The 13870-nt window shown below is 47.9% G+C and carries 15 protein-coding genes; 11 read left to right on the top strand and 4 right to left on the bottom strand.

Going from position 1 to position 13870, the window contains the following annotated elements:
* Positions 1–23: 23 nt before the first annotated feature.
* The 4 genes from QUB70_RS00075 to QUB70_RS00060 all read left to right on the top strand — a co-directional run bounded on the left by QUB70_RS00075 (position 24) and on the right by QUB70_RS00060 (position 3723).
* Positions 24–1094, top strand: a complete 1071-nt coding sequence (locus QUB70_RS00075; RefSeq protein ID WP_332977668.1) for a chlorophyll a/b binding light-harvesting protein — start codon at positions 24–26, stop codon at positions 1092–1094.
* 22 nt (positions 1095–1116) lie between these two features.
* Positions 1117–2613, top strand: coding sequence for a chlorophyll a/b binding light-harvesting protein (locus QUB70_RS00070; protein WP_332977667.1), 1497 nt, complete (start codon positions 1117–1119; stop codon positions 2611–2613).
* 106 nt (positions 2614–2719) lie between these two features.
* Positions 2720–3073: a hypothetical protein gene (locus QUB70_RS00065; protein WP_332977666.1), complete on the top strand. Its 354-nt coding sequence runs from the start codon at positions 2720–2722 to the stop codon at positions 3071–3073.
* A gap of 134 nt (positions 3074–3207) precedes the next feature.
* Entirely contained in the window at positions 3208–3723 is a 516-nt protein-coding gene (locus QUB70_RS00060) for a transcriptional repressor (protein ID WP_332977665.1), read from the top strand.
* A 174-nt stretch (positions 3724–3897) separates the two neighbouring features.
* Here the strand turns inward: QUB70_RS00060 and QUB70_RS00055 are convergent, their stop codons facing one another.
* The 3 genes from QUB70_RS00055 to QUB70_RS00045 all read right to left on the bottom strand — a co-directional run bounded on the left by QUB70_RS00055 (position 3898) and on the right by QUB70_RS00045 (position 5349).
* Positions 3898–4749: an Npun_R2479 family HD domain-containing metalloprotein gene (locus tag QUB70_RS00055; protein ID WP_332977664.1), complete on the bottom strand. Its 852-nt coding sequence runs from the start codon at positions 4747–4749 to the stop codon at positions 3898–3900.
* A 176-nt stretch (positions 4750–4925) separates the two neighbouring features.
* On the bottom strand, positions 4926–5129 hold the full coding sequence (locus QUB70_RS00050; protein WP_332977663.1) for a hypothetical protein: 204 nt from the start codon (positions 5127–5129) through the stop codon (positions 4926–4928).
* A gap of 28 nt (positions 5130–5157) precedes the next feature.
* Complete coding sequence (locus QUB70_RS00045; RefSeq protein WP_332977662.1) at positions 5158–5349, bottom strand: hypothetical protein; 192 nt, start codon at positions 5347–5349, stop codon at positions 5158–5160.
* 235 nt (positions 5350–5584) lie between these two features.
* Between QUB70_RS00045 and rpsL the strand changes: the two genes are divergently transcribed.
* The 7 genes from rpsL (at position 5585) to QUB70_RS00010 (ending at position 13023) form a co-directional block, all read left to right on the top strand.
* Positions 5585–5965 (top strand): 30S ribosomal protein S12, encoded by a 381-nt coding sequence (rpsL, locus tag QUB70_RS00040; protein WP_006632197.1) that lies wholly within the window; start codon positions 5585–5587, stop codon positions 5963–5965.
* 120 nt (positions 5966–6085) lie between these two features.
* On the top strand, positions 6086–6556 hold the full coding sequence (gene rpsG / locus QUB70_RS00035) for a 30S ribosomal protein S7 (RefSeq protein WP_006632196.1): 471 nt from the start codon (positions 6086–6088) through the stop codon (positions 6554–6556).
* Between the two features lie 336 nt (positions 6557–6892).
* Positions 6893–8965, top strand: a complete 2073-nt coding sequence (gene fusA / locus QUB70_RS00030) for an elongation factor G (protein WP_332977661.1) — start codon at positions 6893–6895, stop codon at positions 8963–8965.
* 100 nt (positions 8966–9065) lie between these two features.
* The gene (gene tuf, locus QUB70_RS00025; protein ID WP_332977660.1) at positions 9066–10295 is read left to right on the top strand and encodes an elongation factor Tu; all 1230 of its coding nucleotides are present in this window, start codon (positions 9066–9068) and stop codon (positions 10293–10295) included.
* 203 nt (positions 10296–10498) lie between these two features.
* On the top strand, positions 10499–10816 hold the full coding sequence (gene rpsJ, locus QUB70_RS00020) for a 30S ribosomal protein S10 (RefSeq protein WP_015174046.1): 318 nt from the start codon (positions 10499–10501) through the stop codon (positions 10814–10816).
* Positions 10817–11226: 410 nt separating this feature from the next.
* Positions 11227–11868 (top strand): LON peptidase substrate-binding domain-containing protein, encoded by a 642-nt coding sequence (locus QUB70_RS00015; protein WP_332977659.1) that lies wholly within the window; start codon positions 11227–11229, stop codon positions 11866–11868.
* A 222-nt stretch (positions 11869–12090) separates the two neighbouring features.
* Positions 12091–13023 (top strand): PspA/IM30 family protein, encoded by a 933-nt coding sequence (locus QUB70_RS00010; RefSeq protein ID WP_332977658.1) that lies wholly within the window; start codon positions 12091–12093, stop codon positions 13021–13023.
* Between the two features lie 49 nt (positions 13024–13072).
* Here QUB70_RS00010 and QUB70_RS00005 read toward each other — a convergent pair whose 3' ends face one another.
* Positions 13073–13717, bottom strand: a complete 645-nt coding sequence (locus QUB70_RS00005; protein ID WP_332977657.1) for a pentapeptide repeat-containing protein — start codon at positions 13715–13717, stop codon at positions 13073–13075.
* Positions 13718–13870 lie beyond the last annotated feature (153 nt).

Genomic DNA, 13870 nt, shown 5'->3' with positions numbered 1-13870 from the left:
AGAGGTAACTCGCCGTGACAAGCATGGCCAAAAAATCCTTCCCAGCCGAAGGAGAAACCTTTCCCTGGTGGGCCGGGAACGCCCGCTTAATTAACCTTTCCGGTCGTTTGCTGGGTGCTCACGTCGCCCACTCCGGCCTCATCGTCCTCTGGGCGGGAGCCTACACTCTGTTTGAGCTTTCCCGCTTCAACCCAGAATTGCCCATGTACGAACAAGGCTTAATTCTGCTGCCCAACCTAGCCAGACTCGGCTTCGGTGTCGGAGCCGGAGGCAAAATAGTCGATACCTATCCATACTTTCAGATTGGTGTGGTACACCTAATCAGCTCAGCCTTTCTCGGCTTCGGTGGCATCTTCCACTCCCTCAAAGGAGAAGCCACCCTCGAAGAAAGAACTCCTTTCTTCGGCTACAGATGGGAAGACAAAGACAAAATGACCACCATCTTGGGCATCCACCTAGTTTTGTTAGGTATCGGTGCCTTCTTGTTGGTGGCCAAAGCTATGTATTTCGGTGGTTTATATGATACCACGATCGGGCAAGTGCGGGTAATTTCGGAACCCACACTCAACCCCGGTGTCATTTTCGGCTACCTGTTCGGTGCAGGTGGCAAACACTGGCTCGCCGCAGTTGACAACCTCGAAGATGTTGTCGGCGGCCATATTTGGGTAGGAATCCTCTGCATAATCGGCGGGCTGTGGCACATTCGCACCCAGCCTTTTGCTTGGACGGAGCGCCTTTTCCTTTGGTCAGGAGAAGCTTACCTCTCCTACAGTCTCGGCGCCCTAGCCTTAATGGGCTTCATCGCCACCTACTTTGTGTCGGTCAACACCCTAGTTTACCCAGAGGAATTCTACGGGCCGGCCCTAAAAATTGGCTTCGAGCAATTTCCCTACTTCCACAACCAAGGAATGCTGACCTCCCGCGTCTGGTTGGCTAACACCCACTTCTGGCTCGCCTTCTTCGTCCTGCAAGGACATTTTTGGCACGCCCTGCGAGCAGCAGGATTTGACTTCCGCAAAGGCAAAGTCGTGCAGCCAATGCGCGAAGACATCCAGCCAGGGGGCGGCCCAATTGCAGCCAGTCCAGTCAGTTAACCGCATCAGGAGGAAAGCAAAAATGCAAGGAATAGCAGATCCGAATTTAATTCCAGAACCGGACAACCCACAAAGCGAGTACGGTTGGTGGGCCGGCAACGCCCGCTTCATTGACCTTTCAGGGCGAATTTTGGGAGCTCACGTCGCTCACGCAGGTTTGATCGTACTCTGGGCCGGGGCAATGACTTTGTTTGAACTTTCAAACTTTAACCCAGAGTTGCCGATGTACGACCAAGGTTTAATCCTGCTGCCGCACTTGGCAAGTTTGGGTTTTGGAGTAGGAAAAGCAGGTCAAATTATTGATACCTATCCCTACTACGTCATCGGAGTTTTGCATCTAATTAGCTCTACCGTTCTCGGTGCAGGCGGCCTTTACCATTCCTTGCTCGGCCCGAAAGTATTGCCGCAAAACAAAACTTTCTTTGGTTCTTTCGGCTACCACTGGGAAGACAAAGACAAGATGACAACCATCATCGGCATTCACCTATTGCTGTTAGGTGCTGGTGCTTGGTTGTTAGTGGCAAAAGCCTTATTTTGGGGCGGTCTTTACGATCCCCACGTTGCTGACGTGCGGATAATTAGCGAGCCGACGCTCAATCCCGCCCGCATTTTTAGCTATCTCTTGCCCGTACGCGGCCCGGAAGGAATGGCAGCAGTTGACAACTTAGAAGATGTTGTCGGCGGTCACATTTATGTTGGCTTGCTCTGCATTCTTGGCGGTTTCTGGCATATCTTTACCAAGCCTTTTGCTTGGGCCCAGCGAGTGCTGTTTTGGTCTGGGGAAGCTTACCTTTCTTACAGTTTGGGTGCTCTGGCTTATATGGGCTTTTTGGCAGCCTACTTCGTGACTGTAAATGACACGGTTTATCCAGAGGTTTTCTACGGCCCTGTTGGTTTGAGCGGCCCGGAAGCCACAGTCGTTTCGTCGCGGACTTGGCTGGCAACAACTCACTTTGTCTTGGCGATTTTGGCGCTTTCGGGTCACATCTGGCACGCGCTGCGCGTTCGGACAAAAGCGGCGGGGTTTGATTTTCGATCGGGCGAATTTGTAACGGCAACTGCCCGCAATGTTGAAAAGTCCGATCGGCTTCAAGCTCAACCTGCGGCGGCAACAGCAGTGAGTTTTTCGGATGTGACTGTAACTTTTTTGCGGAATTTGCCGATTTATCGCAAAGGATTGTCTCCCATAGTCAGGGGATTAGAAGTTAGTTTGGCTCACGGCTATTTCCTGGTAGGAGCTTTTGCAGTATTGCTGCCTTTGCAAGAAAAAGATTTAGCACCTCTAGCAGCATTGCTGGCAACTCTGGCATTAGTCTTGATTTTGGCAATGGGCCTCTCGATTTACGAGAATCGGAACGTCGAAGCAGGTACAGTTCTTTACTGGCACAAAACGCCGGAAGATTGGAGTTTATTCCGGGGCGGTTTGGTGATGGGCGGTACTAGCGGAGCTTTCCTTGCCTATTTGCTCCTAGACAATTTTGCTGGCATTGATGCAATTTTCCGAGGTGTTGTGAACTGAGGTTGAAATAGCATCTGAATCCAATTTAAGCAAGAAACAAAGTTCAACTTTCTTGCTTAAATTGGCTCAGCTCGGAATTTGTATGTACTGTTGAGAAAATCACCCTATGACTGTTTTTATTTGCTGTTTCTGTATCGTGACTGTGATAGTTCTGTTTTTGTGGAGTATTTCGGTAGCGCTGCGAGAAGGAGTCCATCAAATTCGGCGACTGCATCAAATTCCGTGTTCGGATTGCGAGTTTTTTACTAATGACTACCGCCTCAAGTGTACTGTGCGGCCGTGTGTTGCTTGTACTGAAGATGCGATCGGCTGTACTGACTTTGAACCGAAAACCTGTTTTGCCAATTCCTGTCAGCAACATTGCTCCCGACTTCACAAACCTTACACGGAAATACCGACAACCAATCCTCTAGTTACACCTTTAGCAACAGGGACAAGCGCCTATAGCCCTCAATTATGAATTGCGAAGAATTTGTAGGGTAGCCACAGGTACTACCCTCCTCATCCCTCATCTTGTTTCCTTCTTCCTAACATCCCTTAAATCCGTTACAGAATCCGTTGCCGAACTTCCTTCTTCTTTATTCCTTCACGAATATGAATTTATACAGCGCTAACTCACTCAAAGTCGAACTCAATCAGAGAGGCTGCCGCCTGACTCCCCAGCGAGAAACTATTTTGAGTGTTTTTCAAAATTTGCGACAAGGCAATCATTTGAGTGCAGAAGAGTTATATAAAACTTTACAGAATCAAGGAGAGCGAATTGGCTTATCTACTGTGTATAGAACTCTGCATTTATTAGCAAGAATTGGGATTTTGCGCGAACTAGAATTAGCAGAAGGACACAAACATTACGAACTGAATTTGCAGGAATTGCACCACCACCACCATCTGGTTTGCATTCAGTGTCACAAGACTTTTGAATTTAGTGATGAATCGATTTTAAAAATTGGCAAAAAGCAAGTTGAAAAAGCTGGTGTAGAATTGCTTGACTGTCAGTTAACTGTGCGCGCTGTTTGTTTGGAAGCGCTGCGGGAGGGATGGCCTTCTTTAGTGGCCAGCAATTGGTTGTGTCCCAAATATCATTCGGAAATGGAGGATGAGATGAGTTAGGAAGAATATTTAGTTTAATATGTTTACGTCACACTTTTGTTATTAACAATAAACATTGAAATCGCAAATATCGTAAGTAATTTGCCGTTAATTTCAGACTGAAACGGGAGGGTTCAAAAAAAGCTCCTTTGTTGAGGAGCAAGTGTATCATTTCTACAGCAAAATACTTCGCAATCAAGCAACCTCAGAATCGCGACGTTGGTGTTCCATCCGAAATACGTTAGCGTACAAACTAGCAACAATCTGTTTGCCTTCCTGCGTCAACTGCAAGTAACCGAGAGATTCGCTGATGTGCGGATAAATGCCGCTCCAGTAAAACTTAGAGTAGCTTTGCAGCAAGTCGCCCGGATGTCGGTAGCCCAAAACTTTAGTAGCGCCACTTTCTTCCAACTCGTAAAACAGCGCGCCAATTTTCTGCAAATATTGCGGGTTACTGAGCTGACCTATCAAGTCAGCACCGCGAACTAAACTAGAATAATTAACTGCATCTTCGTCAGTGTTGCCGTCAAGCACCGAGAAACGAGTCTGTTCTATGTTCTGCTTAATTATCTCAGCATTAATTAGCTTGTGGTTCCCAAAGCGCTCGTCAATGAACAGTTTAGCTCTGTCAACTCGGTAAGGAGCTAGGCTGGCGGCTGTTGCACCGGGAGCAAGTACAATTCTCATACCATCTTTTCCCGTAGCATACAATCCTTCTGATTCTTGGTCTTGCCGGCAAACTCCTTTGACATATCCGATATCTTGGCACAGCAGAGAAATGATGTAGTGCAGCCAGTTTTCGCAGGATATTCCGCCCTTGCGAATGTGTTTTCCCCGCAAGATTTCTTGACCGACTAAGGTAATGCAAATGGCGTGTTCTACGTTGTGATAAAGAGCGTCGCTATTGGCTATGTTTTCTAATGCCATTGCCCCAACCCAGGCAATAATGTCGGCATAATCTGATTTGTAGCCTCCGTAAGTGCGACTGTACCCGTTCTCAAGTTGTTTAATGAAAGCTTCGATCAGCAGTTCTGTAGAATTAAACATACCCAGTCATTTTACCTTAATATTGCCTTTCAAGAGCGGTGATTTTTTTTAAATCCCTCTAATTTTAGGGATGGGATTTTGACTCAAAACTCAAATCTCACAAATCCAAACTTATTGACGGCGCTACGCATGGGGAGTCCCGAAGCAACGGAACGCACTCAACATTCCCAAGCAATTCAGTCCATGACTGACAGCCATCCCCGCCGCACTGCATAGAGCAGCCTGCTGACAATTTTTCGATCGTCGGAACTTCTTAAACTCTGAGAATTAATTGCGTATTGAATTTGGTGGAACACAGTTCGATCGATCTTACCGGATTTCCAAATGTTCAAGTAAAGTTCGGAAATTGTATATTCAGGATTATAAGCTGTGGTTCTCATCTGCGGGCAACTCAATGTATATTTCTGATTATCCGGCAATTTTAGATAACTTTATGTGATATCGATCGGCCTGAGACTGTGATGCGATCGCACAAAGAGAGTTGATGGGCCTCTCCGAAAAATGGTGATTCGAGCGAAATATCCCGATATTTTGCTTTTCATAAATTTTGCTGGCCGCTGTGACAAGCATCACAGTTGCGCTTAAATTATAGTAAGTCACATACCATTCGCCCGTTGTGGTCGCAAGTCCAAACTTGCAGCAAGGAAGGAAGTTCGATCGTCCGCCGTGCAAATTCCTTGCCAAAAAAAGTCGAGTCGTGTACTATATAGAGTCTGGTATCCTCACTTACCCATAATTATTTTCATTTATCCCGTCCCCCCAGAGGGGAAGGGACTTTCAGTGCGGATGCCGCCAAATCACTATATTCAGCAAAAAGCTAGAAATGCCGTAACTCATGCCCACTATTCAGCAACTCATCCGTTCAGCACGGGAACAAACACAGAAAAAAACCAAATCGCCAGCTCTCAAGAGTTGCCCCCAGCGCCGCGGAGTTTGCACCAGAGTGTACACGACCACCCCGAAAAAACCAAACTCGGCGCTGCGGAAGGTGGCTCGGGTACGGCTGACCTCTGGTTTTGAAGTGACAGCCTACATCCCCGGCATCGGTCACAACTTGCAAGAACACTCGGTAGTAATGATCCGGGGCGGTCGGGTAAAAGATTTGCCCGGAGTTAGATACCACATTATTCGCGGTACCTTAGACACCGCCGGGGTGAAAGACCGCAAGCAGGGCCGTTCCAAATACGGGGCCAAGCGTCCTAAAGAGAAAAAGTAACACGGATCTCGCCCGATCGTCGGGGTTGGGAAGCAAAAATAAATCCGATCGTCCGGGATCGATATTTAAGCCCAAAACCCCAAATTCAATCATTCAAAATCAAAAATCCCAAATAGAACTATGTCTCGCCGCACAGTTATTCAAAAACGTCCAGTTCCGCCAGATCCAACCTACAACAGCCGGTTGGTAAGCATGATGGTGAGACGGATCATGCAGCACGGCAAAAAATCCGTGGCCTCCAGCATCGTCTACGACGCCCTCAAAACAATCCAAGAACGCACAGGGGCCGAACCGTTAGACTTGTTTGAAAAAGCAGTCAAAAACGCTACACCCCTAGTCGAAGTCAAAGCCCGCCGGGTAGGTGGCGCCACCTACCAAGTGCCGATGGAAGTGCGTTCCGATCGCGGTACCACCCTCGCCCTCCGCTGGCTGATCAGATTTGCCCGCGCTCGCACCGGCCGCTCGATGGCCGCCAAGCTGGCAAACGAACTGATGGATGCAGCTAACGAAACAGGCAGTGCCATTCGCAAGCGCGAAGAAACCCACCGCATGGCCGAAGCCAACAAGGCTTTTGCTCACTATCGTTACTAATTGCCAGCTCGAATGCAGGTCTAATTGAGCGAGCCTGTGGTATAAAAGCACAGGCGAGGGATTGACACTTTAAGTTTTGAGTATTGAGATTGCATTGCGACTGGCAGCACTGCCCGCAGGGCCAATCAAAAACTGCCTTCCTCAAAACTCAAAACTGACGTATTCTCTCGATCGCCCATGACACATCCTTAATATTTTTGTGAACAAATCTTGCAAAAAGTATTAAAATGTAACAATAAGCTCCATATACTTATGTTTTAAGTCGGTAGCGACGGCAAACAAAGTCATTGTGTAGTATAGTTGTATTATAGCAACACAAACTCTCAGGAGGTAGCTGTGGTACGTATCGTCCCGCTAGAAAAAACTCGCAACATCGGCATCGCCGCCCACATTGACGCGGGCAAAACAACAACAACAGAAAGAATTCTGTTCTATTCAGGCATGGTTCACAAAATGGGTGAAGTGCACGATGGAACAACAACTATGGACACGATGGCACAAGAGCGAGAGCGTGGAATTACGATTACTGCCGCCGCTATCACCACCAGTTGGAAAGATCACAAAATCAACATCATCGACACTCCAGGACACGTAGACTTCACGATCGAAGTAGAACGCTCCATGCGAGTGCTCGACGGAGTGATCGCAGTGTTCTGCTCGGTAGGCGGAGTGCAGCCGCAATCGGAAACAGTTTGGCGGCAAGCCGATAGGTACAAAGTGCCCCGGATCGTGTTCGTCAACAAAATGGATCGGATGGGTGCAAACTTCTACAAAGTCTACGGTCAAATTCGCGATCGGATGAGAGCGAACGCCGTACCCATCCAAATCCCGATCGGCAGCGAAGAAAACTTCCGGGGAATTGTAGATTTAGTAGAGATGAAAGCCTACATCTACAAGAACAACACCGGCACGGATATCGAGGAAATAGAAGTCCCCGATGAAGTAAAGGATCTAGCAGTAGAATACCGAACCAAGCTGATCGAGTCCGTAGCAGAAACCAGCGACGCCCTCACCGCAAAATATCTCGAAGGTGAAGAGTTAACAGAAGCGGAAATCCGCTCGGCCCTGCGTGTGGGCACAGTCTCCGGGGCGATCGTCCCCATGCTGTGCGGTTCTGCCTTCAAAAACAAAGGCGTTCAGCTTTTGTTGGATGCAGTGATCGACTACCTGCCGTCGCCCTTGGAAGTTCCCCCTATTCAAGGACTGCTGCCCAACGGCGACACCGCAGAGCGATTCGCAGACGACAACGCGCCCCTGTCAGCCCTGGCATTCAAAATCATGGCAGACCCCTACGGCCGCCTGACCTTTGTTCGCGTCTACTCCGGTATCCTCAAAAAAGGTAGCTACGTCCTAAACTCCACCAAAGACAAAAAAGAGCGGGTTTCTCGCTTAATTGTCCTCAAAGCCGACGATCGGATAGAAGTAGACGAACTCCGCGCCGGAGACTTGGGAGCAGCCTTGGGTTTGAAAGACACCTTCACCGGCGACACCATCTGCGAAGAAGGAGCGCCAGTGATTCTGGAATCTCTGTTTATTCCAGAGCCAGTCATCTCCGTGGCTGTCGAACCCAAAACCAAACAAGACATGGAGAAGCTCTCCAAAGCCCTCCAGTCGCTCTCGGAAGAAGACCCCACCTTCCGAGTCAACGTTGACCCGGAAACCAACCAGACAGTCATCGCCGGCATGGGCGAACTGCACCTGGAAATCCTGGTAGACAGGATGCTGCGGGAATTCAAAGTAGAAGCCAACGTGGGTCAGCCGCAAGTAGCCTACCGCGAAACCATTCGCAAATCCGTCCGCGCCGAAGGTAAATTTATCCGCCAAAGCGGCGGTAAAGGTCAGTACGGTCACGTTGTGATCGAACTAGAACCCACCGAAGTCGGAAGCGGCTTTGAATTTCTCTCCAAAATTGTCGGTGGCACTGTACCCAAAGAGTACATCGGCCCGGCAGAACAAGGGATGAAAGAAGCCTGCGAATCGGGTATTGTAGCAGGATATCCCGTGATTGACCTCAAAGCTACTATGGTAGACGGGTCTTTCCACGACGTAGACTCCTCAGAAATGGCATTTAAGATCGCCGGTTCAATGGCGATCAAAGAAGCCGTGATGAAGGCGTCGCCAGTGCTGCTAGAGCCTATGATGAAAGTAGAGGTTGAAGTTCCCGAAGATTACATCGGGAACGTCATCGGCGACCTCAACTCGCGTCGGGGTCAGATCGAGGGCCAAGAGACGGATCAGGGAATTGCCAAAGTTTCTGTAAAAGTTCCACTAGCAGAAATGTTTGGTTACGCTACCGACATCCGCTCGAAAACCCAAGGTCGAGGCATCTTCACAATGGAATTCAGCCATTACGAAGAAGTGCCGCGAAATGTGGCTGAAGCCATCATCGCTAAGAACAAAGGGAACTAATGATTTTAGATTTTAGATTTTGGATTTTGGATTGAATCCAAAATCGAGAATCTAAAATCTCAAGTCTAAAATCGCTAAAAAAACAAGGAACAAATCGAGAATGGCACGCGCAAAATTTGAACGGAATAAACCCCACGTAAACATCGGTACGATCGGTCACGTTGACCACGGCAAAACAACTTTGACCGCCGCGATTACGATGACTCTCTCTGCACTAGGTCAAGCAAAGGCTAAGAACTACGCCGACATCGACGCCGCGCCAGAAGAAAAAGCACGGGGTATTACGATTAATACTGCTCACGTGGAATACGAAACCACAGGTCGGCACTATGCCCACGTAGATTGCCCCGGACACGCTGACTACGTGAAAAACATGATCACCGGTGCTGCTCAAATGGACGGCGGCATCCTAGTAGTGTCAGCGGCAGACGGCCCCATGCCTCAAACTCGCGAACACATCCTGCTAGCTAAGCAAGTTGGCGTTCCCAGCCTGGTTGTCTTCTTGAACAAGGAAGACATGGTGGATGACGCTGAACTCTTGGAATTGGTAGAACTGGAAGTTCGCGAACTTTTGAGCTCTTACGATTTTCCTGGCGATGACATCCCCATCGTGACCGGTTCGGGCTTGAAAGCTCTCGAAGCGATGCTTGCCAATCCCAAAACCAAGGAGGGCGAGAATGAGTGGGTTGACAAGATTTACAAGCTGATGGAAGCAGTAGATTCTTACATCCCTACCCCAGAACGCGAAATTGACAAGCCCTTCTTGATGGCTGTAGAAGACGTATTCTCGATTACAGGTCGGGGCACTGTAGCCACAGGTCGGATTGAACGCGGAACCATCAAAGTCGGCGAAACAGTCGAAGTGGTGGGTCTTAAGGACACTCGCAGCACTACGGTGACTGGTGTGGAAATGTTCACCAAGTCTCTGGAGGAAGGTTTGGCCGGCGATAACGTGGGCCTGCTGCTGCGGGGGATTTTAAAGGCGGATATTGAACGCGGAATGGTGATTGCTAAGCCGAAAAGCATCATGCCTCACACTCAGTTTGAATCTGAAGTGTACATCCTCAAGAAGGAAGAAGGCGGCCGGCACACACCCTTTTTCTCTGGATATCGCCCTCAATTCTACGTCCGTACCACTGACGTGACCGGCACGATCGCACAATTCACCGCTGATGACGGTACCGAAGCTGAAATGGTGATGCCCGGCGACCGGATCAAAATGACTGTTGAACTGATCCACCCGATCGCGATCGAACAAGGAATGCGCTTCGCTATCCGCGAAGGCGGCCGCACCGTCGGCGCCGGCGTCGTTTCCAAAATCCTCAAGTAGGACTGCACTAACAGCCTAAATAGCAGAAAAGCCGCCAAATATCAATAGGCTTTTCTGCTATTTAGTCAGCAGTCATCAATCATCAGTCATCAGTCAGCAGTCAGCAGTTAACGATTAAATAGTGAATAACTAATAACTAATGACTAATGACTAATAACTAATGACTAAAAATAAACTGAACCTAGAAAATTAAAGAAACAAAAATGGCAGCTATCCAACAACAAAAAATTCGCATTCGCCTCAAAGCTTTCGATCGGCGCATTCTAGACGCATCTTGCGAAAAGATTGTAGATACAGCAAATCGGACAGCCGCCACTGCGATCGGCCCGATTCCTTTACCCACAAAACGGCGGATTTACTGCTTGCTGCGATCGCCCCACGTAGACAAAGATTCTCGCGAACACTTTGAAACCCGCACGCACCGCAGAATTATCGACATTCACCAGCCTTCTGCCAAAACAATTGATGCTTTGATGAAACTGGATTTGCCCGCCGGCGTAGATATCGAAGTCAAGCTGTAGATTGACACATCGGAAACTTGGAAAGAAGGAACAATGGAAAAATACATTGTTCCTTCTTTTTGCTGAAAGTTCGATCGACAGTAGTCATTAGTCATTAGTCATTAGTTAGTGGTTTGTAAGTAAATCTGTATAATTAAACGTAAAATTAGATCGATCGCTGAGCGATAGACAAACGCTCATTTAAAAGGAGCTATCAGAGCGTTTGAAATCGTTAATTAAATAAAAACATAATTTTAATCATTTTGAAGGCATGACGGCTTGTTGAAGCTGATAGCGGTTGCTAGCAGCATTGGCGGGCGTGAGGCGTCGATCCCGTTCCCGTCCAAATGACGATCGCTCCTGCCCCGGAATTGCCTCAAATCAGTTAAAGTAAGAAAAATAAGCGCAAGTACCCTCACATTTGAGCGACAATGGCATCCTCTTCCTCTGTAGCAGTTCGCGAACTCCCCTTATTCCCCTTGCCGGAAGTGGTTCTATTTCCAGGTAGACCGCTGCCGCTGCAAATCTTCGAGTTTCGCTATCGAATCATGATGAATACGATTCTGGAGGGCGATCGGCGTTTCGGTGTACTCATGTGGGACCCCAACCAAAATAAAGTTTCTGCCGTTGGCTGTTGCGCCGAAGTGATTCACTGCCAGCGCCTCCCCGACGATCGCATGAAGATTATGACTCTCGGACAGCAGCGGTTCCGAGTGCTCGACGCAGTTCGGGAAAAACCATATTTAGTCGGTCTGGTAGAGTGGATAGAAGACGAACCGCCGCAACAAGACCTCAGACCTTTGGGAAAAGATGTCGAACAACTGCTGAGAGATGTAGTTCGCCTCTCCAGTAAATTGATGGATCAGCCGATCGACCTCCCGGAAGACATTCCCAGTTTGCCCACAGAATTGTCCTACTGGGTAGCCAGCTACCTTTACGGTGCAGCGACAGAACAGCAAACTCTATTAGAATTGCAAGATACTGCTGCGAGATTAGAACGCGAAACCGAAATTTTGACTTCTACTCGCAATCACTTGGCAGCGAGGACTGTACTTAAAGATACGCTCAAGTAGTCAATGGGGCAGGCAAAAAGTACGATCGACTTTGCCTGCATTGAAGCCAAAATTACACATAAATCATACCATTTTTGATTTTCGATTTTCGCATTGGAGATTAAATAATTGAGAATTAATAGACCTTTTACAAAAATATCTAGGAACGGGCGTCTTGCCCGTTCCACAAAAATAAATTTTTATGTGGAACGGGCATCTTGCCCGTTCCAAAATTAGATACTTGTGTCACAAAATCTCGACCAACCGAAACCATACGATGCTGTTAAAGGCGGTCAACTGTCGCCTCCTGTGGGCGGTGTCGTGCTCGGCGGACTAGCAGGAGTTAAACACAGGCTGTCTAGTTCTGTCAGCGAACATCGAATCGCCGCCCTGACAGAGACATTGAATTACGGCGATCCAGGCTTAAAAATAGTCATCAAGATTTGTCAAAGCGAAACAGGGCCTGTGCAGCGGGCGGCCGGCGATTTGCTGCGACAAAGCCTAAGTGCGATCGCCCGCGAAAAATTACAAGCCTTTGTACGTGCAAGTTCAGATTCAGAAGCCCAGAGAAACAACAATCAAAAAATATTAGATCGCTTACCCGGTGCAGTCTCAGAAAAAAATAGCGATCGACAGTTGTCAAAAGCACAGCTAATATTTGAGACAAATATGCAGCAGATGCAACCAAATTTATTGCTGTTAGAAGCATTGGTAGCCTCTGTAGAACGCGAACAATTTACCAGCGAACTGATGGATCTTTGGGATTTGTTAATCTCAGAAATTCAGGAACCTCTCAAAGAACTGCGTCAGGCTGTTGGCAGCGCGATTTCCGCCCAACTGCGGATTCAGTGGCAGTACAATCAAGCTGAATCTCAAGCCAATCAGTGGCATCAGCGAGCTTTGCCAGGACTTCAAAAAGAGGATGAAAGTTCAGTTCGCCTCGCCTTGGTTCGCAAGCAGATTCAATTCGATAAGGCGGCAGAACTAAAAATTGACTTAGACGACCAAACTGTGCGAGTAGAAACTCTCAACCGCAACTTGCTGGCTTTGGAAAGTAAAATTGCTGAAGCTAATTCTAAGAAAGAGATACTAAAGATGCAGCTTCATTTTGCTAAGGTACAGGAGCAAATTAACTGCACTTTCAGTCAAATGAATACTATATTTTTCAGTCCTTAGTTGTCAGATTCTGCGCGTATATACTGCTCGATCTCAGACTTGTCTGATTTTAGATTTGTCTGATGCAAAAATGAATCGCCCCCCTTAAAACAGTTTCCTTATCTGACTTAGCGCCTTTGCGGTTAGTACCGCATAAAAAGGCACCGCTTAAATTAGCACCGCGCAAATCAGCTTCTCTCAAATCGGCGTCCTGAAGGTTACTTTCGCATAAAAAGGCTCCTCTCAAGTTGGCTCTTCTCAGACTCGCTCCCCGAAGTTTGACTTCGCAAAGATTCGCTCCTTCGAGATTAGCTTCATCCAAGCAAGCATCTATGAGGTTGGCTTCCATGAGATTGGCACCATACAAATTTGCCCCGCTCAAGTTGACACCAATCATTTTAGTATCTGCTAAGTTGGCATTTTCTAAGTTTGCGTCAATCAGGTCGGCCCCTGTTAATTTCGCATGAGTTAGATTTGCTTTACTCAGATCCGCACCATGTAGGTCTGCCAGCAGCAGACAAGCACTATCGAGGTTTGCACCAATTAAGTTAGCCCAACTCAGGTCTGCCGAAGCTAGGTTTACGTCTTTCAAGTTGGCACAGGCGAGGCAAATATGACTTAGGAAAGCTTTTGACAGGGAACCGCCTATCAAGTTTGTTTCATGAAAATTTCTTTCTCCGGCTGCGTATCGCTTGAGAAGTTCATCACCATTCATCTCGCCCGCCTCCTAAGTTTATTTAATATCATAGCTGGTAAAACTATAGTCATTTATTGCAATGACATGGGAGGCATCAGCCCTCCCCTTTCTGTTTTACTTTGAGCGGATCAACCCGCATTGGCCCAACTACGCAGCTCCCTATCCCATCGC

This window comes from Microcoleus sp. A003_D6, from assembly GCF_036702825.1.
Classification (GTDB): domain Bacteria; phylum Cyanobacteriota; class Cyanobacteriia; order Cyanobacteriales; family Microcoleaceae; genus Microcoleus.
Note: the sequence above shows the minus strand (reverse complement) of the source record. Positions and strands in the feature narration are given on the sequence as shown.